Below are 25378 nucleotides of genomic sequence, written 5' to 3' on the forward strand. Positions count from 1 at the left end.
GGTTCCTGCTTGATTCGTAAGGGGAGTCAGCGCTTGAATTGCTGCGTGAAGCGCACGAGTTCGTCGACCTTCGCGCGCGCCTTGCCGCTCGCGATCGCTTCGCGGGCGAGCTGGATGCCGTCCGCGATCGACTCGGCGACGTTCGCCGCATAGAGCGCGGTGCCCGCGTTCAGCGTGACGATTTCGCGTGCGACGCCCGGCTGGTTGTCCAGCGCGCCGAGCAGCATCGTGCGCGATTCGTCGGCATTTTCGACCTTCAGCGTGCGGTTCGACACCATCTGCAGGCCGAAGTCTTCCGGATGGATCTCGTATTCGTGCACCTTGCCGTCGCGCAACTCGCCGACGAGCGTCGCGGCGCCGAGCGACACCTCGTCCATGCCGTCCTTGCCGTACACGACGAGCACGTGCTGAGCGCCGAGGCGCTGCATCACGCGCACCTGGATGCCGACGAGGTCGGGGTGGAACACGCCCATCAGCTGGTTCGGCGCGCCGGCCGGATTGGTCAGCGGGCCGAGGATGTTGAAGATCGTGCGCACGCCGAGCTCGCGGCGCACGGCCGCGATGTTCTTCATCGCCGGGTGATGGTTCGGCGCGAACATGAAGCCCATGCCGGTTTCGGCGATCGACGCGGCGACCTGCTCCGACTGCAGGTCGATGTTCACGCCGAGCGCCTCGAGCACGTCGGCGCTGCCGGATTTGCTCGACACGCCGCGATTGCCGTGTTTCGCGACCTTCGCGCCGGCCGCGGCCGTGACGAACATGGACGCGGTCGAGATGTTGAACGTGTGCGAGCCGTCGCCGCCGGTGCCGACGATATCGACGAAGTTCGAGTTGTCCTGCACCTCGACGTGGTGCGCGAATTCGCGCATCACGGTCGCGGCGGCGGCGATCTCGCCGATCGTCTCCTTCTTCACGCGCAGCCCGGTGATGATCGCGGCCGCCATCACGGGCGACAGGTCGCCGCGCATGATGAGCCGCATCAGGTGCAGCATTTCGTCGTGGAAGATCTCGCGGTGTTCGATCGTGCGCTGCAGCGCTTCCTGCGGGGTAATCGTCATCGTGAGGCTCCCGTCAGGCGGCTTGCGCGGCCGCGGCGCGGGCCAGCTTCAGGAAATTCTCGAGCAGCGCATGGCCGTGCTCGGACAGGATCGATTCCGGGTGGAACTGCACGCCCTCGATCGGCAGCGTCTTGTGGCGCACGCCCATGATTTCGCCGTCGTCGGTCCAGGCGGACACCTCGAGGCAGTCGGGCAGCGATTCGCGCTCGATCGCGAGCGAGTGGTAGCGCGTGACGTCGAAATGCTTCGGCAGGTCGGCGAACACGCCGAGGCAGTCGGTTTCGATCCGGCTCACCTTGCCGTGCATGATGGTCGTCGCGCGCACGACGCGGCCGCCGAACGCTTCGCCGATCGCCTGATGGCCGAGGCAGACGCCGAGGATCGGCTTCTTGCCCGAAAACTCACGCAGCACGTCGAGCGTAATGCCTGCGTGTTGCGGATTGCTCGGGCCCGGCGACAGGCAGATCGCGTCGGGATTCAGGCGCGCGATCTCGTCGAGCGTGATTTCGTCGTTGCGGTAGGTACGCACGTCCTCGCCGAGTTCGCCGAAGTACTGGACCAGGTTGTAGGTAAACGAGTCGTAGTTGTCGATCATGAGCAGCATGGTCAGTCTCCGGTCAGAAGTCGCTATCGAGGCCGTCCTGGACCTGTTCGGCCGCACGCAGCACCGCACGCGCCTTGTTCTCGGTCTCTTGCCATTCGGATTCGGGCACCGAATCCGCGACGACGCCGGCCGCCGCTTGCACATACAGGTTGCCGTTGTGGATCAGGCCCGTGCGGATCGCGATCGCGAGATCCATCTCGCCCGAGAACGACAGGTAGCCGACCGCGCCGCCGTACAGCCCGCGCTTGACCGGTTCGAGCTCGTCGATCAGCTCCATCGCGCGCACCTTCGGCGCGCCGGACAGCGTGCCGGCCGGGAACGTCGCGCGCAGCACGTCGTAGTTCGTCATGCCGGGCTTCAGCTTGCCTTCGACCGAGCTGACGATGTGCTGCACGTGCGAGTACTTCTCGATCACCATCTTGTCGGTCACCTGCACCGAGCCGATTTCCGCGATGCGGCCGACGTCGTTGCGCGCGAGGTCGATCAGCATCACGTGCTCGGCGATTTCCTTCGGATCGTTGAGCAGCTCGGTCGCGAGCTCCGCATCGCGCTCGGGCGTGTTGCCGCGCGGGCGCGTGCCGGCGAGCGGACGGATCGTCACGATCTGGTCTTCGCCGCGCTTTTCCTGGCGCACCAGGATTTCCGGCGACGCGCCGACCACGTGGAAATCGCCGAAGTTGTAGTAGTACATGTACGGCGACGGGTTCAGCGAACGCAGCGCGCGATACAGCGACAGCGGATTGTCGCGATACGGCTTCGTCAGCCGCTGGCCGACCTGGATCTGCATCAGTTCGCCGGCCGCGATGTATTCCTTCGCCTGGCGTACGGCGGCCAGATAGTCGTCCTTCTTGAACTCGCGGAACGTCTCGGTGCGCACGCTCGCCGACGTGACGGGCGGCTGCACGGTCGTGCGCAGGCGCTGCTTCAGCTCACGCAGGCGGTGTTTCGCCTTCGCATACGCTTCGGGCTGGCCCGGGTCCGCGTAGATGATCAGGTACAGCTTGCCGGCGAGGTTGTCGATGACCGCGACTTCCTCGGTCAGCAGCAGCTGGATGTCGGGCAGGCCGAGATCGTCGCGCGGCGCGGTGTTCGCGAGCTTCTTCTCGATATAGCGCACCGCGTCGTAGCCGAAGTAGCCGGCGAGACCGCCGCAGAAGCGCGGCAGGCCCGGGCGCTGCGCGACCTTGAAGCGCCCCTGGAACGATTCGATGAACTGGAACGGGTCGCCGTCGTGCGTCTCGACGACCTGGCCGTCTCGCACGACTTCCGACACGCCGTTGCGGGTGCGCACGAGCGTACGGGCAGGCAGGCCGATGAACGAGTAGCGGCCGAAGCGTTCGCCGCCGACAACCGATTCGAGCAGGAACGAATTGGCGCCCGCGCGTTCGGGCTGGGCCAGCTTCAGGTAGAGGGACAGCGGCGTTTCGAGATCGGCGAGGGCTTCCGCGATCAGCGGGATGCGGTTGTAGCCTTCGTTCGCGAGCGATTGGAATTCGAGTTCGGTCATGTTCCGGTCCTGTTCGGGACGAGCGGCGCGTGCGCCAGGGATCACGTGACGCTGCGCGGGTTGCCGTCGGCGAAAGGGCGGTCGATCGAGAAGTGCCTGTTGCCGGCCGGCACTCCGGGCGTGAACGTCGCGAGCCTGCGGCCGATCCTGAACGCAAGCGTTCGGGCGCGGTGGAACTCGAGGTGGTGCGACGGTCGGCGCGCGGATGCGCAGCGAGATAAAAAACGGCGCTGAAGACGTGCTTCAGCGTACCTCATCGAAGAGGTTAGCGCGACCAGCGACGCCAGGGCCAGGCTCCCCGGTCGATGCTGCTCAGACTCCGTTTTTTATTCAGAAACATGCAGATGGAAGAAATAATCAGAGGGTTGGCCGGCCGGCGTTGTGCGTGGAAATGGCGCGAGCCGCGACCAGCAACGAATCGACTATACCATCCGAATTTATCGTTTGTATAGCTTTGCCGTGGTTGTAGCCATACGGCACCGTCAGCGTCGCCATCCCGGCCGCGCGGCCTGCCAGCGCATCGTTTTCCGAGTCGCCGATCGCGACCGCCACGTCCGGTGCGACGCCGAGCGCATCGCAGGCCGTCAGCATCGGCAGCGGATCGGGCTTCTTGCGCGCGACGCTGTCGCCGCCCAGCACGACGCCGAAGCAGCCGGCCAGCCCGTATTGCTCAAGCAGTTCCACCGCGAAGCGGTGCGGCTTGTTCGTCACGCACGCGAGCCGGATGCCGGCCTCGCGCAGCGCGTCGAGCCCGGCTGCCACGTCCGGATAGAGGCGCGTGTGGCGGCCGTTGATCTTCGCGTATTCGGTCTGGTAGATCGCCAGCGCGTCGTCGAAGCGCGCATGCGCTTCGTCGGCCGGGAAGCGCGGCTTCAGCACGCTCTGGATCAGGTGCTCGGAGCCCTTGCCGACGTAGCCGATCACCTCGTCGCGCGACGTGGCCGGCACGCCGAGCTGCGCGAGCATTCCGTTCAGGCCGGCCGTGAAATCGTCGGCCGTGTCGACCATCGTGCCGTCGAGGTCGATCAGCGCCGCGTCGATGCGCGGTGCGGCGAAGCGGATCGGGGCGGCCCCGGCCGGCGCGTGGCCGGCGAACGACGATTCGGCCACGGCGTCAGCTCCGCTCGACGGTGGCGAGCGCGGCGCGCATCTCGTCGATCACCTTGCGATAGTCGGGCTTGCCGAAGATCGCCGAACCTGCGACGAACGTGTCGGCGCCGGCCGCCGCGATTTCCGCGATGTTGTCGGTCTTCACGCCGCCGTCGACTTCGAGCAGGATCTCGCGGCCCGTGCGCTCGGTGTACGCGTCGATGCGTGCACGTGCTTCGCGCAGCTTGTTCAGCGTCTCCGGAATGAACGACTGGCCGCCGAAGCCCGGGTTGACCGACATCAGCAGCACGAAGTCGAGGCGATCCATCACGTGGTCGAGATAGTTCAGCGGCGTGGCCGGGTTGAACACGAGGCCGGCCTTGCAGCCGTGGTCGCGGATCAGCGACAGCGTGCGGTCGATGTGATCCGAGCCTTCCGGGTGGAAGCTGATCAGGTTCGCACCGGCCTTCGCAAAATCGGGCACGATCCGGTCGACCGGGCGCACCATCAGGTGCACGTCGATCGGCACCTGCACGTGCGGGCGGATCGCCTCGCAGACGAGCGGGCCGATCGTCAGGTTCGGCACATAATGGTTGTCCATCACGTCGAAGTGGATCCAGTCGGCGCCGGCGGCGACCACGTTGCGGACTTCTTCGCCGAGCCGTGCGAAATCGGCCGACAGGATGCTGGGAGCGATGCGGAATTGAGTCATGACAGGGGACCGGGGACGGTGCGGCGCAAAACCGCCATTCTACCGTCCGGCGACCCGGTGCGCGGCGGCAGGCCGTGCGGTTGCGGCCCGATTGCGCATAGAATGCCGAACCAATGCGGCGCGCCCGCGGCCCGGCCGCTCGAGTCGGCGCGCGCGGTTACCTACAGCGGAAACACCATGAGTCAGTATCAGTTCACCGTTTCGGTGAAAACCAGCTACTTGCCGGAACAATCCGACCCCGATCACCGTCAATACGCATTCGCGTACACGCTGACCATCCGCAACACGGGGCAGGTCGCGGCGCAGTTGATCGCACGTCACTGGATCATCACGGACAGCGAAAGCCATGTGCAGGAAGTGAAGGGGCTCGGCGTCGTCGGGCACCAGCCGCTGCTGCAGCCGGGCGAGCACTTCGAATACACGAGCTGGGCCGTGATCGCGACGCCGGTCGGCACGATGCGGGGCGCCTACTTCTGCGTGGCGGAGGACGGCGAGCGTTTCGAGGCGCCGGTCGACGAGTTCGCACTGCACATGCCGCGCACGCTGCATTGAGCGTGCGAAGCGCGTCAGCGCGGCTGGCGGTCGTTGTTGCTGCGGGCGTGCTTCTTTCTGCCCGACGACGTCCACACGACGATGAAGATCAGCAGGGCGAGCGCTACGAAGGCTTCGAGCGCGAAGATGAGCATCGGATATTGGTCGAGAAAATCTGACATGGCGGTTTCCATCAAGAACGGACATTGTATGTGGTTTGGGCCCCGGTTGGCCGGGTGGGTGGCGGCGGCTGCTGCGGCGGCGCTGCTTGCCGCGTGCGGCAGCGCACCGACGCGGACGTCGTCGCTGAAGCCGCCGACCGGCGCGGCGATCGTGCCGGGGCAGATCGCCGCGAAGCGGCTCACGCCGGTCGCGTGGCAGCAGGTGCCGGGCTGGCAGGACGATGCGCTGATCGGTGCGACAGCCGCGTTGCGGCAGAACTGCGTGCGGCTCTCGCGCCAGCCGGCCTGGGCGCGCGCCTGCGCGGCTGCCGACCGGCTCGACGAGCTCGACGTCAGCAGCGCCCGCGCATTCTTCGAAACGTATTTCACGCCGTTCCAGCTCGCGAATACCGACGGGACGCTCGACGGGCTCGTGACCGGCTATTACGAGCCGCTGCTGCATGGTTCGCGCGTGCGCCGCGGCCCGTATCAGTACGCGCTCTATCGCTGGCCTTCCGGCTATCGCGCGGGCGCCGCGCTGCCGGTACGCGCGCAGCTCGAGCGCGCGGGCATTCTGAACGGCAACGAACTCGTGTGGGTCGACGACCCGATCGAGGCGTTCTTCCTGCAGGTGCAGGGCTCGGGGCGCGTGCTGCTCGACGACGGTTCGGTGATGCGGGTCGGCTTCGGCGGCACCAACAACCAGCCGTACCGTTCGATCGGCAAGTGGCTGCTCGATCGCGGCGAGCTGACGCCCGCCCAGGCGACGATGCAGGGCATCAAGGCGTGGGCGAAGGCGAACCCGACCCGTGTCGACGCGTTGCTCGACACGAATCCGCGGTTCGTGTTCTTCCGCGACATGCCGACCAAGGAAGATGCGCCGCATGGCGGCGCGGACGGTCCGATCGGCGCGCTTGGCGTGCCGCTGACGCCGGAGCGTTCGATCGCGGTCGATCCGTCGTCGATTCCGCTTGGTACGCCCGTGTTCCTGCAGACCACGCGTCCGCTGACGAATACGCCGATGAACCGGCTCGTCTTTGCGCAGGATACGGGTTCGGCGATCAAGGGCGGCGTGCGGGCCGACTATTTCTGGGGGCTCGGCGACGACGCGGGCGACCAGGCCGGCCGGATGAAGCAGGTCGGCCGGATGTGGCTGCTGTTCCCGAATTCGTGATGCACGGCGGCTGTGTTGGCCGCCCGCGTGCCGCAGCGCAGGTGGTCGAAGTGCAGTAACTGACGTGATGCGACGGGGCCATGCCCGAAACGAAACAGCCCGACCGGTTTTGGCCGATCGGGCTGTTTTCATTGGGTGCGGCGGATTGGCCGGCTTCGCGCGGGCGATGCCGGGCGTCAGCCCTTGCGCTTGTCGACGACGCGGCGCGCCTTGCCGACCGAGCGCTCGATCCCGTTGACGGGCAGCACGTCGATCACGGCCGTCACGCCGATCAGCGACTTGATGTCGTACGCGAGCGCCTGTTTTGCCGCATGGATCGCCGCGGTATCGGGCGCGGTCTCGGGGCAAGGCTCGACGTTGAGCGTCAGCACGTCGAGCGGGCCTTCCTTCGTCAGCACGATCTGATAGTGCGGCGCGAGCGCACGCTGCTTGAGCAACTGCTCCTCGATTTGCGTCGGGAACACATTGACGCCGCGCACGATCATCATGTCGTCCGAACGGCCGGTGATCTTTTCCATCCGGCGCATCGTGCGGGCGGTGCCCGGCAACAGGCGCGTGAGGTCGCGGGTGCGGTAGCGGACGATCGGGAGCGCTTCCTTCGTCAGCGACGTGAACACGAGCTCGCCAAGTTCGCCGTCCGGCAGCACTTCGCCGGTTTCAGGATCGATGATTTCCGGATAGAAGTGGTCTTCCCAGATGGTCGGGCCGTCCTTGGTCTCGACGCATTCGGACGCGACGCCGGGGCCCATCACTTCGGACAGCCCGTAGATGTCGACGGCATCGATGCCCATGCGCTGTTCGATCGCGACGCGCATGTCGTTGGTCCACGGCTCCGCACCGAAGATGCCGATGCGCAGCGAACTCTGCACCGGGTCGAGGCCCTGACGTTCGATTTCATCGGCGATCGACAGCATGTAGCTCGGCGTGACCATGATGATGTCGGGCCGGAAATCCTGGATCAGTTGCACCTGCTTTTCGGTCTGGCCGCCGCCGAACGGGATCACGGTCAGCCCCGCGCGTTCGGCGCCGTAGTGCGCGCCGAGCCCGCCGGTGAACAGGCCATAGCCGTAGCTGATGTGCACCTTGTCGCCGCGGCGCGCACCGGCGGCGCGGACCGAGCGCGCGACCAGATTCGCCCACGTGTCGATGTCGCCGGCCGTATAGCCGACGACTGTCGGCTTGCCGGTCGTGCCCGATGACGCGTGGATGCGCGAGATCTGGTCCTGCGGCACCGCGAACATCCCGAACGGGTAGCTGTCGCGCAGGTCGCCTTTCGTCGTGAACGGGAAGCGCGACAGGTCGGCGAGCGTCTTCAGGTCGTCCGGATGCACGCCCGCGTCGTCGAACTTTCGGCGATAAACGGGCGAATGGTCATACGCATGCCGGAGCGACCACTTGAGGCGCTCGAGCTGCAGCGCGGTCAGCTCGTCGCGTGAGGCGGTCTCGATCGGCTCGAGCGGTAGCGGGGTAGTCATGCCTGTCTCCAGTGTTTGTTATGTGCGAGCAGTCGACGTCAGCGGTCTTCCGGGATGACCGTGCCCTTGATCTGGGCGGATTTGCCGCGAAACATCGCGACCGTTTCGCCCGTCTGATTCGTGACGCGGATGTCGTAGATGCCGTGGCGGCCGGCGCGCGCCTGTTCGATCGCCTCGGCCGTCAACTCGTCACCGCCGTGCACCGGGCGCAGGAATTCGATCGAGCAGCCGGCTGCGACCGTATTCAGGTTGTACGAATTGCATGCGAATGCGAACGTCGAATCGGCGAGCGTGAAGATGATCCCGCCGTGGCAGGTCTGGTGTCCGTTCAGGAATTCGGGGCGCACGCGCATCTGCAAGCGGGCGTAGCCGGCGCGGACTTCGGCGATTTCCATGCCGAACGCGCGACTGCAGGCGTCGGCGTCGTACATGGCCTGCGCCGTGGCGCGGGCCAGCGAATCGGGATCGAGCGTGGCGGTGGCGTTCGTCATGTCAACGCCCCTCGAAGCGCGGCGCGCGCTTCTCGATGAATGCCCGCACGCCTTCCGCGTAGTCGTGCGACTGGCCGAGCTTGCGCTGAAGGTCGCGTTCCTGGTCGAGTTGCTGGTCGAGCGTGTTCGTGACGCTGTCGCGCATCGATTGCTTGATCGACGCGATCGCGAGCGTCGGCTGCTGCGCGAGCTGGGTAGCGAGCTGACGGACCGTCGCGACGAGCGCGTCGTCGTCGACCGCGCGCCAAATCAGGCCCCATTGCTCGGCCTGTTCGGCACCGAGCTTGTCGCCGGTCAGCGCGAGCCCCAGCGCGCGTGCCATGCCGACGCGTTGCGGCAGGAACCACGTGCCGCCTGAATCCGGTACGAGCCCGATCTTGACGAAGGCCTGGATGAAACTGCTCGAGCGGGCGGCGAACACGAGATCGCAGGCGAGTGCGAGATTCGCGCCGGCGCCGGCCGCCGTGCCGTTGACGGCGGCGATCACCGGAATGGGCAGACGCTGCAGGCGGCGGATCAGTGGATTGAAGTGCTCGTCGATCAGCGTGCCGAGGTCGGTGGACGCGCCTGGCGTGAAGTCGAGATCGGCCAGGTCCTGGCCTGCGCAGAAGCCGCGCCCCGCACCCGTCAGAATCAGCGCGCGTGCGCCGGCTGCTTCGACTTCATCGAGCGCCGACTGCAGTTCGCGATGCATCGCCCGCGTGAAGCTGTTCAGCTTGTCGGGGCGGTTGAGGGTGATCGTGGCCACGCGCGCGGCCTGATCGATATCCAGCTGAATCGCCTGATAGGACATGCAGTGTCTCCTTCATGACTTCGTTATAGGCGCGCGGCGCGTCGGTTACACACGTTCGATCGCGATCGCGATGCCCTGGCCGACGCCGATGCACATCGTACAGAGCGCAAAGCGGCCGCCCGTACGCTCGAGTTGATGAAGCGCCGTGGTCACGAGCCGTGCGCCCGATGCGCCTAGCGGGTGACCCAGGGCAATGGCGCCGCCGTTCGGATTCACGCGCGGGTCGTCGTCGGCGACGCCCAGCATGCGCAGCACGGCGAGGCCCTGCGACGCGAATGCCTCGTTCAGCTCGATCACGTCGAACTGGTCGATGGTCATGCCGAGCTGGCGCAGCAGTTTCTGTGTGGCCGGCGCGGGGCCGATGCCCATCACGCGCGGCTCGACGCCGGCGGTTGCCATGCCGACGACACGCGCGCGACGGCGCAGGCCATACTGGTCGGCGGCCTGCGCATTGGCGAGCAGCAGCGCGCACGCGCCGTCGTTGACGCCCGATGCATTGCCGGCCGTGACCGAGCCGTCCGGTCGCACGACGCCCTTCAGCTTCGCGAGTGCTTCGAGCGACGTCTCGCGCGGGTGTTCGTCGCGCGACACGACGATGGCGTCGCCTTTCTTCTGCGGAATCGTGACCGCGACGATTTCGTCGGCCAGCGTGCCGTCCTGCTGTGCCCGCGCGGCATTCTGCTGGCTGCGCAGTGCGAACAGGTCCTGGTCGGCACGGCTGATGTTGTGGTCGACCGCGACGTTCTCGGCCGTTTCCGGCATCGAGTCGACGCCGTACAGCTGTTTCATCAGCGGATTGACGAAGCGCCATCCGATCGTCGTATCGAAGATGTCGGCCTGGCGTGCGAATGCGCTCGCGGCCTTGCCCATCACGAACGGCGCGCGCGTCATGCTCTCGACGCCACCCGCGATCATCAGGCGCGCTTCACCCGCCTTGATCGCGCGCGCGGCCGTGCCGACCGCGTCCATCCCGGAGCCGCACAGCCGGTTCAGCGTCGTGCCCGGCACGTCGGTCGGCAGGCCCGCGAGCAGCGCCGACATGCGCGCGACGTTACGGTTGTCCTCGCCGGCCTGGTTCGCGCAGCCGTAGATCACGTCGTCGATCGCCGCCCAGTCGACGTTCCGGTTGCGCTCGATCAGCGCCTTGAGCGGCACCGCGCCGAGGTCGTCGGCGCGGACGTCTTTCAGGGCGCCGCCGTAGCGGCCGATGGGGGTGCGAATCGCGTCGCAGATGTAGGCGTCTGTCATGGGCGTATCGATGAGCAACGAACCCGCCGGGTGGCGGATTCGTTCATGGTAGAGAACGTGGCGGCGTTTGCACGTCGGCCATTCGGGTTATGCCGTCTGGCCAGCTTCCGCAGGGACTGCCTTCGGGGCAACATGGACGCGGCTTTGCACCACACGGAACCGGTTGGCGACGAACGCCGGGTCGGCTAGCGCCGCGTTGGCCGCCGGGTTTGCACCGGTGCCGTGGAAATCGGAGAACGCGGCCGACTGGTTGACGAATACGCCGCCCGTCAGGTTGATCGACAGCGCGACACCGCCGCGCACCGCTGCGTCGTGTGCAGCGTCGACGATTGCGTCGTCGGTGCTGTAGACGGAGAGGGTCAGCGCGCCATGTTCTGCCGCGACTTCACCGGCGAGATCGAGCGACTGCGCTGTCGAATCGGTCGCGATCACGAACGAGATCGGGCCGAACCACTCCTGCGTGAATTTCGCGCGGTCGGCCACGTCGAGTTGCAGCACGAGCGGTGTGCGCACGCGGGCATCGGGGAAGGCCGGGTGCTGGAGCGTCAGGCTGTCGGTGAGCACGCGACCAAGCTTGCGCGCGTCGTCGATGCGCGCGGACACGCCTTCGTTCTGGATCGCGCCGATCAGCTCGACCGAGCGTGCCGGGTCGCCGGTAAGCTTTTGCACGGCAACCGCGATGGCTTGTGCGACTTCGTCGAAGCTCGCATGGCCGTCAGCCGTGCGGATGCCGTCGCGGGGCACGTAGATGTTTTGCGGGGCCGTACACATCTGGCCGGAGTACAGCGCCAACGAGAACGCGATGTTCTTGGCGGCGGCCTTCAGGTCGTCGGTCGAGTCGATCACGATCTGGTTGACGCCTGCCTTCTCGGTGTAGACCTGTGCCTGATGGGCATGGCGTTCGAGCCACGTGCCGTTCTGCGTGCTGCCGGTGAAGTCGATCAGCTTGATCTCGGGGCGCAGCGCGAGATCCTGGACGAGGGCGCCGTCGTTGGGTTCGGTCGCGAGGAGCGTGACGACGTTCGGGTCGAATCCGGCTTCGCGCAGCACGTCGCGGGCGATCCGGACCGTGATGGCGAGCGGCAGGATCGCGCCCGGATGCGGTTTGACGATCACGGTATTACCGGTTGCCAGGTCGGCGAACAGGCCCGGGTAGCCGTTCCAGGTCGGGAACGTGCAGCAGCCGAGCACGAGGCCGGTGCCGCGCGGCACGATCGTATAGCGCTTGTGCATCGCGAGCGGCGGGTTCTTGCCTTGCGGTTTTTCCCAGTGCGCATCGGCCGGGATGCGGCGCAGTTCGTCCCATGCATAGGCGACCGCCTCGAGCGCGCGGTCCTGCGCGTGCGGGCCGCCGGCCTGGAACGCCATCATGAAGGCCTGCCCGGTGGTGTGCATCACGCTGTAGGCGATTTCGAAGCTCGCACGATTCAGGCGCGCGAGGATTTCGAGGCTGACACCGACCCAGGCGCTCGGGCCGGCTTCGCGCCACGTGCGTTGCGCGGCCGCTGCGGCAGCGATCAGCGCGTCGGGCGCCGACTTCGGATACTGGATGCCCAGGGCGATGCCATACGGCGAGCGCTCTGCGCCGATCGTTTCACCGGACGCCGGCTGGTCGAGCACGAAGGTCTTGTCGAGGTGCGACTTGAACGCGGCTTCGCCGTCTGCGCTTGCGCTTTCCCCGTACACTTTGGGACTCGGCATTTCGGCGAACGGGCTCCAGTACCCGCGGCTCTCGATGGCGGCGAGTGCGTGCTTCAGCGTGTCTTCGTGCTTCGTGAACAGTGCATGGGTCATGGCGGCAGCCTGATGAACGTTGAGAGGGATCGGATCGATTAATTAACCGACCGGTTGGTCGGAGAATGGTAGCATCAAACTATTCGCATGTGCGAGGCGTTTCTCATTTCATTGATCGAGGAGAAATAGATGGCTTACGAGAACATCCTGGTGGAGACCCGGGGGCGTGTCGGTCTGGTGACGCTGAACCGTCCGAAGGCGCTGAATGCGCTGAACGATGCGCTGATGGACGAGTTGGGTGCTGCGCTGAAGGCGTTCGATGCGGATGACGGCATCGGCGCGATCGTCGTGACCGGGAGCGAGAAGGCGTTCGCTGCGGGCGCGGATATCGGCATGATGGCGACCTACTCCTATATGGATGTTTACCGGGGCGACTACATCACGCGCAACTGGGAGACGGTTCGCGAGATCCGCAAGCCGATCATTGCTGCGGTATCGGGCTTTGCCCTGGGTGGCGGCTGCGAACTCGCGATGATGTGCGACATCATCTTCGCGGCGGACACGGCCAAGTTCGGCCAACCGGAAATCAAGCTGGGCGTCATGCCGGGCGCAGGCGGTACGCAACGTCTGCCGCGTGCGGTGTCGAAGGCGAAGGCGATGGACATGTGCCTGACCGCGCGCTTCATGGACGCCGCCGAGGCCGAGCGTGCAGGACTCGTGTCGCGGGTGCTGCCGGCCGACAAACTGCTCGACGAGGCGATTGCCGCTGCGACGACGATCGCCGAGTTTTCGCTGCCGGCGGTCATGATGGTCAAGGAGTCGGTGAACCGGGCGTACGAGACGACGCTGGCCGAGGGCGTTCACTTCGAGCGCCGGCTGTTCCATTCGCTGTTCGCGACCGAAGACCAGAAGGAAGGGATGGCGGCATTCGTCGAGAAGCGGAAGCCGGAGTTCAAGCACCGTTGATTGTGCAGTGTGGCGGTAGGCGCCTGGCGATTGGTTGGCGGCGGATGCCAGCATGATCGCCGGGCCCGTCGAGCCCCAAGCCCCCGTGCGCGTGAGCGCACGGGGGCTTTTTCAAATTTCTTCACAAAGGGGCTTGCGTAGATCGGGGCAGATGCTTAGAATCACGCCTCTTTCGCGCTAACGGAAACGCAGCGCGGGAGGAAGGGAAGCGGTGCTGTTGAGGTCCGGTGGTAGCGGCCTCGGCGGTACAGGAAGTTGAGCCCCGCAGTCGCAACGATGTAGATGTAAAAAGTTGTTGACGAGCTGCGAAACACGGTTCATAATCTCGCTTCTCTGCTGCTGAAAACGCAGCGCTGCTGAGAAACACGAAGTTCCTCGCAGAAATGCTCTTTAAAAATTAACAGCCGATAAGTGTGGGCGCTTGATGGAAGCGAGCTGATCTTCGGATCAGATAGCGAAAGTATCAAGAGTCTCACACTAAAGTAAGTCAGGTTTATGAAGCAATTCATATTCCTGTCAGCTTTGAGTGAGCGACCGGTTCTTAACTGAACCGAAAACAGTAACAGGTTTAAACTGAAGAGTTTGATCCTGGCTCAGATTGAACGCTGGCGGCATGCCTTACACATGCAAGTCGAACGGCAGCACGGGTGCTTGCACCTGGTGGCGAGTGGCGAACGGGTGAGTAATACATCGGAACATGTCCTGTAGTGGGGGATAGCCCGGCGAAAGCCGGATTAATACCGCATACGATCTACGGATGAAAGCGGGGGACCTTCGGGCCTCGCGCTATAGGGTTGGCCGATGGCTGATTAGCTAGTTGGTGGGGTAAAGGCCTACCAAGGCGACGATCAGTAGCTGGTCTGAGAGGACGACCAGCCACACTGGGACTGAGACACGGCCCAGACTCCTACGGGAGGCAGCAGTGGGGAATTTTGGACAATGGGCGAAAGCCTGATCCAGCAATGCCGCGTGTGTGAAGAAGGCCTTCGGGTTGTAAAGCACTTTTGTCCGGAAAGAAATCCTTGGCCCTAATACGGTCGGGGGATGACGGTACCGGAAGAATAAGCACCGGCTAACTACGTGCCAGCAGCCGCGGTAATACGTAGGGTGCGAGCGTTAATCGGAATTACTGGGCGTAAAGCGTGCGCAGGCGGTTTGCTAAGACCGATGTGAAATCCCCGGGCTCAACCTGGGAACTGCATTGGTGACTGGCAGGCTAGAGTATGGCAGAGGGGGGTAGAATTCCACGTGTAGCAGTGAAATGCGTAGAGATGTGGAGGAATACCGATGGCGAAGGCAGCCCCCTGGGCCAATACTGACGCTCATGCACGAAAGCGTGGGGAGCAAACAGGATTAGATACCCTGGTAGTCCACGCCCTAAACGATGTCAACTAGTTGTTGGGGATTCATTTCCTTAGTAACGTAGCTAACGCGTGAAGTTGACCGCCTGGGGAGTACGGTCGCAAGATTAAAACTCAAAGGAATTGACGGGGACCCGCACAAGCGGTGGATGATGTGGATTAATTCGATGCAACGCGAAAAACCTTACCTACCCTTGACATGGTCGGAATCCTGCTGAGAGGTGGGAGTGCTCGAAAGAGAACCGGCGCACAGGTGCTGCATGGCTGTCGTCAGCTCGTGTCGTGAGATGTTGGGTTAAGTCCCGCAACGAGCGCAACCCTTGTCCTTAGTTGCTACGCAAGAGCACTCTAAGGAGACTGCCGGTGACAAACCGGAGGAAGGTGGGGATGACGTCAAGTCCTCATGGCCCTTATGGGTAGGGCTTCACACGTCATACAATGGTCGGAACAGAGGGTTGCCAACCCGCGAGGGGGAGCTAATCCCAGAAAACCGATCGTAGTCCGGATTGCACTCTGCAACTCGAGTGCATGAAGCTGGAATCGCTAGTAATCGCGGATCAGCATGCCGCGGTGAATACGTTCCCGGGTCTTGTACACACCGCCCGTCACACCATGGGAGTGGGTTTTACCAGAAGTGGCTAGTCTAACCGCAAGGAGGACGGTCACCACGGTAGGATTCATGACTGGGGTGAAGTCGTAACAAGGTAGCCGTATCGGAAGGTGCGGCTGGATCACCTCCTTTCTAGAGCTTCTCGCAAAGTTGAGCGCTCACGCTTATCGGCTGTAAATTTAAAGACAGACTCAGGGGTCTGTAGCTCAGTCGGTTAGAGCACCGTCTTGATAAGGCGGGGGTCGTTGGTTCGAATCCAACCAGACCCACCATTGTCTGGCGGTAGGTACCTGAGGAAATCTGTACTCATGGGGGCATAGCTCAGCTGGGAGAGCACCTGCTTTGCAAGCAGGGGGTCGTCGGTTCGATCCCGTCTGCCTCCACCAATCCTCAATGCTAAGAGTTTGCTGAAAATTCAGCGAGCGCTTTGCATTGGCGATTGAGCCAGTCAGAGGATATCAATAGATATCGGCTGTCGTTCTTTAACAATCTGGAAGAAGTAAGTAATTTGGATAGCGGAAGCGTCTTGAGATGGACGTGAAAACTATCCGGGTTGTGATTGTATCGATGTATCTCAAGATGATTCGAACTCTATGTTTGACTCAATTGGAATACGGCACAAATGCGAGAACTCAACCTGTAGCGACTGTCGACGAGACAGACTCGTTATAGGGTCAAGCGAACAAGTGCATGTGGTGGATGCCTTGGCGATCACAGGCGATGAAGGACGCGGTAGCCTGCGAAAAGCTACGGGGAGCTGGCAAACGAGCTTTGATCCGTAGATGTCCGAATGGGGAAACCCACTCCTTTTGGAGTATCCATGGCTGAATACATAGGCCATGTGAAGCGAACGCGGTGAACTGAAACATCTAAGTAACCGCAGGAAAAGAAATCAACCGAGATTCCCAAAGTAGTGGCGAGCGAAATGGGATGAGCCTTGCACTCTTTATTTGTATTGTTAGCCGAACGCTCTGGAAAGTGCGGCCATAGCGGGTGATAGCCCCGTAGGCGAAAACAGTATGAAAGAACTAGGTGTGCGACAAGTAGGGCGGGACACGTGAAATCCTGTCTGAAGATGGGGGGACCATCCTCCAAGGCTAAATACTCGTGATCGACCGATAGTGAACCAGTACCGTGAGGGAAAGGCGAAAAGAACCCCGGGAGGGGAGTGAAATAGATCCTGAAACCGCATGCATACAAACAGTCGGAGCCTCGTAAGGGGTGACGGCGTACCTTTTGTATAATGGGTCAGCGACTTACGTTCAGTAGCAAGCTTAACCGTATAGGGCAGGCGTAGCGAAAGCGAGTCCGAATAGGGCGTTCAGTTGCTGGGCGTAGACCCGAAACCAAGTGATCTATCCATGGCCAGGATGAAGGTGCGGTAACACGTACTGGAGGTCCGAACCCACTAACGTTGAAAAGTTAGGGGATGAGCTGTGGATAGGGGTGAAAGGCTAAACAAACTTGGAAATAGCTGGTTCTCTCCGAAAACTATTTAGGTAGTGCCTCGTGTCTCACCTTCGGGGGTAGAGCACTGTCATGGTTGGGGGGTCTATTGCAGATTACCCCGCCATAGCAAACTCCGAATACCGAAGAGTGCAATCACGGGAGACAGACATCGGGTGCTAACGTCCGGTGTCAAGAGGGAAACAACCCAGACCGCCAGCTAAGGTCCCCAAATATAGCTAAGTGGGAAACGAAGTGGGAAGGCTAAAACAGTCAGGAGGTTGGCTTAGAAGCAGCCACCCTTTAAAGAAAGCGTAATAGCTCACTGATCGAGTCGTCCTGCGCGGAAGATGTAACGGGGCTAAGCTATATACCGAAGCTGCGGATGCGTGCTTTGCACGCATGGTAGGAGAGCGTTCCGTAAGCCTGCGAAGGTGCGTTGAAAAGCGTGCTGGAGGTATCGGAAGTGCGAATGCTGACATGAGTAGCGATAAAGGGGGTGAAAGGCCCCCTCGCCGTAAGCCCAAGGTTTCCTACGCAACGTTCATCGGCGTAGGGTGAGTCGGCCCCTAAGGCGAGGCAGAAATGCGTAGCTGATGGGAAGCAGGTCAATATTCCTGCACCATTGTTAGATGCGATGGGGGGACGGATCGCGGAAGGTTGTCCGGGTGTTGGAAGTCCCGGTCGCTGCATTGGAGAAGGCGCTTAGGCAAATCCGGGCGCGGAATTCAAGGGTGTGGCGCGAGCTCCTTAGGGAGCGAAGCAATTGGAAGTGGTTCCAAGAAAAGCCTCTAAGCTTCAGTCTAACGATGACCGTACCGCAAACCGACACAGGTGGGCGAGATGAGTATTCTAAGGCGCTTGAGAGAACTCGGGAGAAGGAACTCGGCAAATTGGTACCGTAACTTCGGGATAAGGTACGCCCTTGTAGCTTGATGCCCCTGCGGGCAGAGGGTGAAGGGGTTGCAATAAACTGGTGGCTGCGACTGTTTAATAAAAACACAGCACTCTGCAAACACGAAAGTGGACGTATAGGGTGTGACGCCTGCCCGGTGCCGGAAGATTAAATGATGGGGTGCAAGCTCTTGATTGAAGTCCCGGTAAACGGCGGCCGTAACTATAACGGTCCTAAGGTAGCGAAATTCCTTGTCGGGTAAGTTCCGACCTGCACGAATGGCGTAACGATGGCCACACTGTCTCCTCCCGAGACTCAGCGAAGTTGAAGTGTTTGTGATGATGCAATCTACCCGCGGCTAGACGGAAAGACCCCATGAACCTTTACTGTAGCTTTGCATTGGACTTTGAACCGATCTGTGTAGGATAGGTGGGAGGCTATGAAACCGGAACGCTAGTTTCGGTGGAGCCGTCCTTGAAATACCACCCTGGTTTGTTTGAGGTTCTAACCTTGGCCCGTGATCCGGGTCGGGGACAGTGCATGGTAGGCAGTTTGACTGGGGCGGTCTCCTCCCAAAGCGTAACGGAGGAGTACGAAGGTACGCTAGGTACGGTCGGAAATCGTGCTGATAGTGCAATGGCATAAGCGTGCTTAACTGCGAGACCGACAAGTCGAGCAGGTGCGAAAGCAGGTCATAGTGATCCGGTGGTTCTGTATGGAAGGGCCATCGCTCAACGGATAAAAGGTACTCTGGGGATAACAGGCTGATACCGCCCAAGAGTTCATATCGACGGCGGTGTTTGGCACCTCGATGTCGGCTCATCTCATCCTGGGGCTGTAGCCGGTCCCAAGGGTATGGCTGTTCGCCATTTAAAGAGGTACGTGAGCTGGGTTTAAAACGTCGTGAGACAGTTTGGTCCCTATCTGCCGTGGGCGTTGGATATTTGAAGGGGGCTGCTCCTAGTACGAGAGGACCGGAGTGGACGAACCTCTGGTGTACCGGTTGTCACGCCAGTGGCATCGCCGGGTAGCTATGTTCGGAAGAGATAACCGCTGAAAGCATCTAAGCGGGAAACTCGCCTTAAGATGAGATATCCCTGGGGACTAGATCCCCTTGAAGGGTCGTTCGAGACCAGGACGTTGATAGGTCAGGTGTGTAAGCGCAGTAATGCGTTCAGCTAACTGATACTAATTGCCCGTAAGGCTTGATCCTATAACAAGTCTGTCTCGACAGCCGTTAGCGCTTCAGCGCTTACGGATGTCGAGCGTCGAGTGCAGCGCACTCGACGTACAGCGGTTGAAGTACCGCATATGTGTGAGATACAACCTCACAACCCAACCAAATTACTGCTTCTTCCAAGATTGGTTGTGCTGCGAAGCAGCGCAACAACCCTCTTTGCCTGATGACCATAGCGAGTCGGTCCCACCCCTTCCCATCCCGAACAGGACCGTGAAACGACTCTACGCCGATGATAGTGCGGATTCCCGTGTGAAAGTAGGTAATCGTCAGGCTCCCTAAGCCAAGAACCCCCGCCCGAAAGGCGGGGGTTTTTGCATTCCAGCGACGGAAATGTGCGATGCCGGACACGCGAAATGCGCCCGGCGCTGCCAACGTCACCTTCCCGCCAATGCTATCAAGCAATAGCGGCGTCGAATTCTCTCCATTGCCGCTATCTTTCGCGATTCAATCGATTATTGATCGCATCTTCGATTAAGACCGCAACTCCTTCCCCGTAGACCACCGGCAAACGCAATCGTGTGACCAGCTTTTCGCTCGCCATGACCCGCTGTTTCCTCCACTGGATCTTCGGTCAGAGAACCGGGAATCGACGCGAAATGAGCGCTTTATTCGGCGCGTCCACGTAAAATTTGCGAACCCCCATCTCTGCATTCAAAACGATGAACGCCGCCATTCAGGTAGCCCGGGCCGTCTGCCCGCATGATTGTCCGGACACGTGCGCAATGCGTGTGACCGTCGAGAACGGCAAGGCGATCAAGGTCACGGGCGATCCCGACCATCCGCCGACGCAAGGCGTGTTGTGCACGAAAGTCAGCCGATATGCGGATCGCGTTCATCATCCCGATCGCCTCACTGTCCCGCTCAAGCGCGTCGGCGCGAAGGGCGAAGGGCGCTTCGTGCCGATCAGCTGGAGCGAGGCACTCGACGAGATCGGACGCCGCCTGGGTGAAATCGCTGCGCGTTCGCCGGAAGCGATCGTGCCGTACAGCTACGCGGGAACGATGGGGCTTGTGCAGGGCGAGGGCATCGCCCAGCGGTTCTTCCACAAGCTCGGCGCATCGCGGCTCGAGCGTGCGATCTGCGCGGCAGCCGGCGCGGCAGGGCTGCGATACACCTATGGCGGCAGCCTCGGCATGCACCTCGAGCACTTCGAGGAAAGCGAGCTGATTCTGATATGGGGCGCGAATCCAATCGCGTCGAGCCTGCACTTCTGGACGCGCGCACAGGAAGCGAAGCGCCGTGGCGCGCGGCTTGTCGCGATCGACCCGTATCGTTCGCTGACCGCAGAGAAGTGCCATCAGCACATTGCACTGAAGCCCGGTACCGATGGCGCATTTGCGCTCGGCATGATGCATGTGCTGATCACCGAAAACCTGCTCGATCACGACTACATCGCGGACCACACGCTTGGTTTTGATGCGCTGAAGGCCCGCGCGATGTCCTATCCGCCGGAACGCGTTGCGCAGATCTGCGGCGTCGACGCGTCGGAGCTGATCGATCTTGCGCGCCGCTATGGGGCGACCCGCAAGGCATCGATCCGTCTCAACTACGGCATGCAGCGCGTTCGCGGCGGCGGTAATGCCGTGCGCGCGATTGCGAGCCTGCCTGCGTTGACGGGGGCGTGGCGGGACCGGGCCGGCGGGGTGTTGCTGTCGTCGTCGGAGTCCGCGCCGGTCAACCAGGCTGCGCTGTTGCGTCCGGATCTGATGCCGGGCTGGCCACACAAGCTGCCGCGCATCATCAACATGAACGCGATCGGTGACGCACTGCTGCATCCGGGTGACGCGACGTTCGGGCCGAAAGTCGAAGCGGTGATCGTGTACAACTCGAATCCGGTCGCGGTCGCGCCGGATTCTTCGAAGGTTGCAGCCGGTTTTGCACGTGACGACCTGTTCACCGTCGTTCTTGAACATTTCAAGACAGATACGGTCGATTTCGCCGACCTTGTGTTGCCGGCGACCACGCAGCTCGAACACCTGGATGTCCATAAATCGTACGGCCATACCTACGTGATGGCGAACCTGCCGTCGATTCCGCCGGTCGGCAAGGCGCGGCCGAATACGGAGATCTTCCGTGGCATCGCGCGCAGCATGGGGCTCGACGAGCCCGCGCTGTATCACAGCGACGAAGAGGTCGCGCGTGCGGCGCTTCGCTGGGACGATCCGGCGCTCGATAGCGACTGGGACACGTTGAAGCGGGAAGGTTGGCTGAAGCTCAAGCTGCCGGAGGCGCCGTTCGCGAATGGCGGTTTCCGTACGCCATCGGGCAAGTGCGAGTTCTACAGCCCGCGGCTCGAGCAGATGGGCATCGACCCTGTTCCCGACTACCTGCCGCCGTTCGAATCGGCCGAAGCGGCGCCCGAGCTCGCCGCACGCTATCCGCTCGCGATGATTTCGCCGCCGGCCCGGCACTTCCTGAACAGCACGTTCGTGAACGTCGACAGCCTGCGGACGACGGAAGGGGAACCGCATCTCGATATGCACCCGTCCGACGCGGATGCGCGCGGCATCGCGGAGGGCGACGTCGTCCGCATCTTCAACGACCGCGGCTCGATGCAGGCGCTCGCCCGGATCACCGATCGCGCACGTGTAGGGCTCGTCGTCGGGCTGTCGATCTGGTGGAAGAAACTGTCGCCGGACGGCAGGAACGCGAACGAGGTCACGAGCCAGGCGCTGACCGATCTGGGTAATTCGGCGACGTTTTACGATTGTCTTGTGGAAGTTGAGCGAATTTGATCGAATATCACCGTATGATCAGACAAATCGACGCGGAAGTTCGAAGTGGACATCTAACCCTGTTGTCTCGGGGCGGGGGAGCCGTTACGATGCGTTTTAGCACGACCATTCGAAAATCTGTGAGGAGACGCGCAGTATGGACAAAATTTGGCTGAAATCGTACCCACCCGGCGTTCCAGCCGAAATTGACTCGTCTCCTTATCCCTCTGTCCCGGACCTGCTCGACGAGAGCTTCCGGCAGTATCGCGACCGTACCGCGTTCGTCTGCATGGGCAAGGGCATCACGTACGGCGAACTCGACAAGCTGTCGCGCCAGTTCGGCGCCTGGCTGCAATCCCGCGGTCTGGCCCGCGGCGCACGCGTCGCGATCATGATGCCGAACGTGCTGCAGTACCCGGTGACGATCGCCGCGGTACTGCGTGCCGGCTACACCGTCGTCAACGTCAACCCGCTCTATACGCCGCGCGAGCTCGAGCATCAGCTGAAGGACAGTGGTGCCGAGGCGATCGTCATCCTCGAGAATTTCGCGTCGACGCTGCAGGCCGTCATCGCCAATACGGCTGTCAAGCACGTCGTCGTCGCCTCGATGGGCGACCTGCTGGGTATCAAGGGGTGGCTCGTCAATTACGTCGTGCGCAACGTGAAGAAGATGGTGCCCGCGTGGCAGTTGCCGTCGTTCACGCGCTTCAAGGCTGCGCTGTCGGAAGGCGCGCGGCAGACGTTCAAGCCGCAGAATATCGGCCCCGACGACGTCGCGTTCCTGCAATACACGGGGGGTACGACGGGTGTTGCGAAGGGCGCGACGCTGCTGCACCGGAACATCGTGTCGAACGTGCTGCAGGCTGGCGCCTGGCACCATCCGGCGCACGAGAAGTACCCGGACGTGAAGCAGTTCGTGACGGTTGTCGCGCTACCGCTGTATCACGTGTTTGCGCTGACCGTCTGCGGCTTCCTGACGATGCGCACGGGGGGCATGGGCATCCTGATCCCGAACCCGCGCGACATCGCCGGCATGATCAAGGAGCTGAAGGGCTACCAGATCTCGACGATTCCGGCGGTCAACACGCTGTACAACGCGCTGCTGAACCATCCCGAATTCAATCAGCTCGACCTGTCGAAGCTCGTGATCGCCAATGGCGGCGGCATGGCGATCCAGGAGGGCGTCGCGAAGCGCTGGTATGAAAAGACCCGTACCGCGATCATCGAAGGATACGGGCTGTCCGAAACGTCGCCGGTGGCGACCTGCAACCCCGTGACGGCAACCGAGTACAGCGGGACGATCGGCCTGCCGCTGCCGTCGACCGAAGTCGCGATCCGCGACGATGCCGGTAACGACGTTGCGCTCGGCGAGCCGGGCGAGATCTGCATCCGCGGGCCGCAGGTGATGGCCGGCTACTGGAACCGGCCGGACGAGACCGCGAAGGTCATGTTCCCGGACGGCTTCTTCAAGACGGGCGATGTCGGCGTGATGGACGCGCGCGGTTACGTGAAGATCGTCGACCGGAAGAAGGACATGATCCTTGTGTCCGGCTTCAACGTGTATCCGAACGAAGTCGAGGACGTCGTGGCGTCGCATCCGGGCGTGTTCGAGGTGGCGGCGGTCGGGGTGCCGGACGAGCATTCCGGCGAGGCAGTGAAGCTGTTCGTCGTGAAAAAGGATCCGGCGCTGACCGACAAGGACATCCTTGCCTACTGCAAGGAGCGGCTCACCGGGTACAAGCGGCCGAAGCTGGTCGAGTTCCGCACGGAGTTGCCGAAAACGAACGTCGGCAAGATCCTGCGGCGCGAATTGCGCGACGGTCGCGCGTAACGAAGACGGTTGAACGAAAAAAGCCCGGTAGAAGCCGGGCTTTTTTGTTTGCGGCTACCGGCGGGTGTCCGGGAGCGGTTGCTTCCCTTCCTGCGGAGATCGGCAGCCTTGCATTTCAATCTGATGGCGGTCGCAGCGCGCATGCGCTGCGACCTGCCGACCTGCCGACCTGCCGACCTGCCGACCTGCCGACCTGCCGACCTGCCGACCTGCCGACCTGCCGACCTGCCGACCTGCCGACCTGCCGACCTGCCGACCTGCCGACCTGCCGACCTGCCGACCTGCCGACCTGCCGACCTGCCGACCTGCCGACCTGCCAACCCGCCAACCCGCCAACCCGCCAACCCGCCAACCCGCCAACCCGCCAACCCGCCAACCCGCCAACCCGCCAACCCGCCAACCCGCCAACCCGCCAGCCCGCCGGCGTTGCCGCCACTCCGGAAAAGAAAAAGGCGCCCGAAGGCGCCTTCAATATGCTGCGGCTTGTCAGGCAAGCTGATTAGAACTTGTGACGGATACCGACGCGCGCTGCGACCTGGTTGGCGGAGCTCGAACCTGCGAGACCGTTGATCGCTGCGGTTGCCTTCAGGACGTTGCCGTCCGCGTCGAGCACGCTGCCCGAAGCGTGTTGGTACACGCCGATTGCGTAGACGTCCGTGCGCTTCGACAGGAAGTAGTCGACGCCCAGCGAGCCTTGGTGGTACTTGGCTGCCGAGTTGCCGTCGATCTTGCTGCCTTGCGTGTAGTCGTACGCTGCGCCGAGAATCAGCGCCGGGGTCAGCTGATACTTGAAGTTGATTTCGCCGTTGTTGAACGTCGCGGTCTGGTTCACGAACGGGCCTGCCGAGAAGCCCTTGAACTTCGTGTTCGAGTACGTCGCGCCGATCGTTGCTGCGCCGAACGTGTAGGCGCCGCCTGCACCGATGACCTGGTACGTGTTCGCGTTGTTCGCGTACGCGCCGTAGATCGGCGACGAAACCGACGACGATGCCGAGCCGTTGTTGAACATGCCGCCGAACTGGTTCGGCGTACGTGCGTTCAAGTAACCGACGCCGAGGACCAGCGGGCCGTTGTTGTAGCCTGCGCCGAGCGACCAGACCTGATTCTTCGAGAACTGGCCTGCCTGGCCGCCGAAGCTGTACAGACCGCCGAACGTGATGCCGCCGTAGCTCTGGCTCGTGAACTTGACCGCGTTGTTCACGCGATACGCGTTGTTGAAGTTGTCCAGGTCGCCCGGGTGAGCGGCGATGTAGCCGCCCCACTGGTCGCCTGCCTCGAGCGGGCCGACGAAGTCGACGACGGAGTCGTACTGGCGACCCAGCGTGACCGTGCCGTACGGGCTCGACAGGCCGACGTAAGCCTGACGACCGAACATCAGGCCGCCCTGACCGAGCTTGCCGCTGTTCACGTCAAAACCGTTTTCGAGAGTGAAGATCGCCTTCAGGCCGCCACCGAGGTCTTCGGTGCCGCGCAGGCCGAAGCGGCTGCCTTGCATCACGCCGCTTGCCATGCTGTAGAGGTGCTTGCCGCCTGCGTTGTTGTTGAAGAGCAGGCCTTCATCGATGATGCCGTAAAGCGTCACGCTGCTTTGCGCTTGGGCAGCGCCAGCGAACGCGCCCAGCGCGACGAGCGCGAGAAGCGACTTTTTCATTAACGGATCTCCAAGAATCACTGAATTTTTTTGGCGGGGCAGATAGTTATGTTCTGTTGACGGGCCCCATCAACTTCGCAAGAAGTC

Annotated in this window: 16 protein-coding genes, 2 tRNA genes and 3 rRNA genes; 10 read left to right on the forward strand and 11 right to left on the reverse strand. The window is 62.6% G+C overall.

Annotated elements, in window-relative coordinates; all coding sequences use genetic code 11:
* Positions 1–26: 26 nt before the first annotated feature.
* The 5 genes from trpD to rpe all read right to left on the reverse strand — a co-directional run bounded on the left by trpD (position 27) and on the right by rpe (position 4970).
* Positions 27–1058 carry an anthranilate phosphoribosyltransferase gene (trpD, locus tag ACWMMN_RS02400; RefSeq protein WP_059236366.1) on the reverse strand — a complete coding sequence of 344 codons (1032 nt, stop codon included), beginning with the start codon at positions 1056–1058 and terminating at the stop codon, positions 27–29.
* A 13-nt stretch (positions 1059–1071) separates the two neighbouring features.
* Positions 1072–1662, reverse strand: coding sequence for an aminodeoxychorismate/anthranilate synthase component II (locus ACWMMN_RS02405; RefSeq protein WP_059236364.1), 591 nt, complete (start codon positions 1660–1662; stop codon positions 1072–1074).
* Positions 1663–1675: 13 nt separating this feature from the next.
* Positions 1676–3169 carry an anthranilate synthase component I gene (gene trpE / locus ACWMMN_RS02410; protein WP_174993796.1) on the reverse strand — a complete coding sequence of 498 codons (1494 nt, stop codon included), beginning with the start codon at positions 3167–3169 and terminating at the stop codon, positions 1676–1678.
* Between the two features lie 357 nt (positions 3170–3526).
* Entirely contained in the window at positions 3527–4279 is a 753-nt protein-coding gene (locus ACWMMN_RS02415) for a phosphoglycolate phosphatase (protein WP_486422950.1), read from the reverse strand.
* A 4-nt stretch (positions 4280–4283) separates the two neighbouring features.
* The gene (gene rpe / locus ACWMMN_RS02420) at positions 4284–4970 is read right to left on the reverse strand and encodes a ribulose-phosphate 3-epimerase (protein WP_011883156.1); all 687 of its coding nucleotides are present in this window, start codon (positions 4968–4970) and stop codon (positions 4284–4286) included.
* 177 nt (positions 4971–5147) lie between these two features.
* Between rpe and apaG the strand changes: the two genes are divergently transcribed.
* Together apaG and mltA are read left to right on the forward strand one after the other, a co-directional pair.
* Positions 5148–5522 (forward strand): Co2+/Mg2+ efflux protein ApaG, encoded by a 375-nt coding sequence (apaG, locus tag ACWMMN_RS02425; RefSeq protein WP_006477037.1) that lies wholly within the window; start codon positions 5148–5150, stop codon positions 5520–5522.
* An 81-nt stretch (positions 5523–5603) separates the two neighbouring features.
* The gene (gene mltA, locus ACWMMN_RS02430; protein ID WP_059236922.1) at positions 5604–6836 is read left to right on the forward strand and encodes a murein transglycosylase A; all 1233 of its coding nucleotides are present in this window, start codon (positions 5604–5606) and stop codon (positions 6834–6836) included.
* Between the two features lie 176 nt (positions 6837–7012).
* Here the strand turns inward: mltA and paaK are convergent, their stop codons facing one another.
* The 5 genes from paaK to paaN form a co-directional block, all read right to left on the reverse strand.
* The gene (gene paaK / locus ACWMMN_RS02435; RefSeq protein WP_486422951.1) at positions 7013–8311 is read right to left on the reverse strand and encodes a phenylacetate--CoA ligase PaaK; all 1299 of its coding nucleotides are present in this window, start codon (positions 8309–8311) and stop codon (positions 7013–7015) included.
* A 38-nt stretch (positions 8312–8349) separates the two neighbouring features.
* Positions 8350–8802 carry a hydroxyphenylacetyl-CoA thioesterase PaaI gene (gene paaI, locus ACWMMN_RS02440; RefSeq protein WP_174993799.1) on the reverse strand — a complete coding sequence of 151 codons (453 nt, stop codon included), beginning with the start codon at positions 8800–8802 and terminating at the stop codon, positions 8350–8352.
* A gap of 1 nt (position 8803) precedes the next feature.
* Complete coding sequence (gene paaG, locus ACWMMN_RS02445) at positions 8804–9595, reverse strand: 2-(1,2-epoxy-1,2-dihydrophenyl)acetyl-CoA isomerase PaaG (protein ID WP_059236353.1); 792 nt, start codon at positions 9593–9595, stop codon at positions 8804–8806.
* Between the two features lie 45 nt (positions 9596–9640).
* Positions 9641–10843 (reverse strand): 3-oxoadipyl-CoA thiolase, encoded by a 1203-nt coding sequence (gene pcaF, locus ACWMMN_RS02450; RefSeq protein ID WP_486422952.1) that lies wholly within the window; start codon positions 10841–10843, stop codon positions 9641–9643.
* Positions 10844–10930: 87 nt separating this feature from the next.
* Complete coding sequence (gene paaN / locus ACWMMN_RS02455) at positions 10931–12637, reverse strand: phenylacetic acid degradation protein PaaN (RefSeq protein ID WP_486422953.1); 1707 nt, start codon at positions 12635–12637, stop codon at positions 10931–10933.
* Between the two features lie 129 nt (positions 12638–12766).
* Here paaN and ACWMMN_RS02460 point away from each other — a divergent pair, with 129 nt between their 5' ends.
* The 8 genes from ACWMMN_RS02460 to ACWMMN_RS02495 all read left to right on the forward strand — a co-directional run bounded on the left by ACWMMN_RS02460 (position 12767) and on the right by ACWMMN_RS02495 (position 23640).
* On the forward strand, positions 12767–13543 hold the full coding sequence (locus tag ACWMMN_RS02460) for an enoyl-CoA hydratase (protein ID WP_059236348.1): 777 nt from the start codon (positions 12767–12769) through the stop codon (positions 13541–13543).
* A gap of 570 nt (positions 13544–14113) precedes the next feature.
* Positions 14114–15646, forward strand: a 16S ribosomal RNA gene (locus ACWMMN_RS02465).
* Between the two features lie 63 nt (positions 15647–15709).
* Positions 15710–15786: transfer RNA gene (locus tag ACWMMN_RS02470), tRNA-Ile, on the forward strand.
* A gap of 38 nt (positions 15787–15824) precedes the next feature.
* Positions 15825–15900 (forward strand) — tRNA-Ala (locus ACWMMN_RS02475).
* 286 nt (positions 15901–16186) lie between these two features.
* Positions 16187–19068 (forward strand): 23S ribosomal RNA (locus ACWMMN_RS02480).
* 186 nt (positions 19069–19254) lie between these two features.
* Positions 19255–19367 (forward strand): 5S ribosomal RNA (rrf, locus tag ACWMMN_RS02485).
* The 16S, 23S and 5S rRNA genes sit together here with 2 tRNA genes alongside, the layout of an rRNA operon.
* Before the next feature lie 387 nt (positions 19368–19754).
* Complete coding sequence (locus ACWMMN_RS02490; protein ID WP_486422954.1) at positions 19755–21830, forward strand: molybdopterin-containing oxidoreductase family protein; 2076 nt, start codon at positions 19755–19757, stop codon at positions 21828–21830.
* 136 nt (positions 21831–21966) lie between these two features.
* Complete coding sequence (locus ACWMMN_RS02495) at positions 21967–23640, forward strand: long-chain-fatty-acid--CoA ligase (protein WP_486422955.1); 1674 nt, start codon at positions 21967–21969, stop codon at positions 23638–23640.
* A gap of 499 nt (positions 23641–24139) precedes the next feature.
* Here ACWMMN_RS02495 and ACWMMN_RS02500 read toward each other — a convergent pair whose 3' ends face one another.
* Positions 24140–25291: a porin gene (locus ACWMMN_RS02500; RefSeq protein ID WP_174993302.1), complete on the reverse strand. Its 1152-nt coding sequence runs from the start codon at positions 25289–25291 to the stop codon at positions 24140–24142.
* Between the last annotated feature and the right edge of the window lie 87 nt (positions 25292–25378).

It is taken from the genome of Burkholderia cepacia complex sp. TUM26381 (assembly GCF_057439935.1).

Bases quoted from the DNA above. Each gene is read 5' to 3' on its own strand.
- apaG (WP_006477037.1), top strand. From the start codon at position 5,148: ATGAGTCAGTATCAGTTCACCGTTTCGGTGAAAACCAGCTACTTGCCG.
- ACWMMN_RS02495 (WP_486422955.1), top strand. From the start codon at position 21,967: ATGGACAAAATTTGGCTGAAATCGTACCCACCCGGCGTTCCAGCCGAA.
- rpe (WP_011883156.1), bottom strand. From the start codon at position 4,970: ATGACTCAATTCCGCATCGCTCCCAGCATCCTGTCGGCCGATTTCGCA.
- ACWMMN_RS02490 (WP_486422954.1), top strand. From the start codon at position 19,755: ATGAACGCCGCCATTCAGGTAGCCCGGGCCGTCTGCCCGCATGATTGT.
- ACWMMN_RS02500 (WP_174993302.1), bottom strand. From the start codon at position 25,291: ATGAAAAAGTCGCTTCTCGCGCTCGTCGCGCTGGGCGCGTTCGCTGGC.
- trpE (WP_174993796.1), bottom strand. From the start codon at position 3,169: ATGACCGAACTCGAATTCCAATCGCTCGCGAACGAAGGCTACAACCGC.
- ACWMMN_RS02405 (WP_059236364.1), bottom strand. From the start codon at position 1,662: ATGCTGCTCATGATCGACAACTACGACTCGTTTACCTACAACCTGGTC.
- trpD (WP_059236366.1), bottom strand. From the start codon at position 1,058: ATGACGATTACCCCGCAGGAAGCGCTGCAGCGCACGATCGAACACCGC.
- mltA (WP_059236922.1), top strand. From the start codon at position 5,604: ATGAAGATCAGCAGGGCGAGCGCTACGAAGGCTTCGAGCGCGAAGATG.
- paaK (WP_486422951.1), bottom strand. From the start codon at position 8,311: ATGACTACCCCGCTACCGCTCGAGCCGATCGAGACCGCCTCACGCGAC.
- paaI (WP_174993799.1), bottom strand. From the start codon at position 8,802: ATGACGAACGCCACCGCCACGCTCGATCCCGATTCGCTGGCCCGCGCC.
- pcaF (WP_486422952.1), bottom strand. From the start codon at position 10,843: ATGACAGACGCCTACATCTGCGACGCGATTCGCACCCCCATCGGCCGC.
- ACWMMN_RS02460 (WP_059236348.1), top strand. From the start codon at position 12,767: ATGGCTTACGAGAACATCCTGGTGGAGACCCGGGGGCGTGTCGGTCTG.
- paaG (WP_059236353.1), bottom strand. From the start codon at position 9,595: ATGTCCTATCAGGCGATTCAGCTGGATATCGATCAGGCCGCGCGCGTG.
- paaN (WP_486422953.1), bottom strand. From the start codon at position 12,637: ATGACCCATGCACTGTTCACGAAGCACGAAGACACGCTGAAGCACGCA.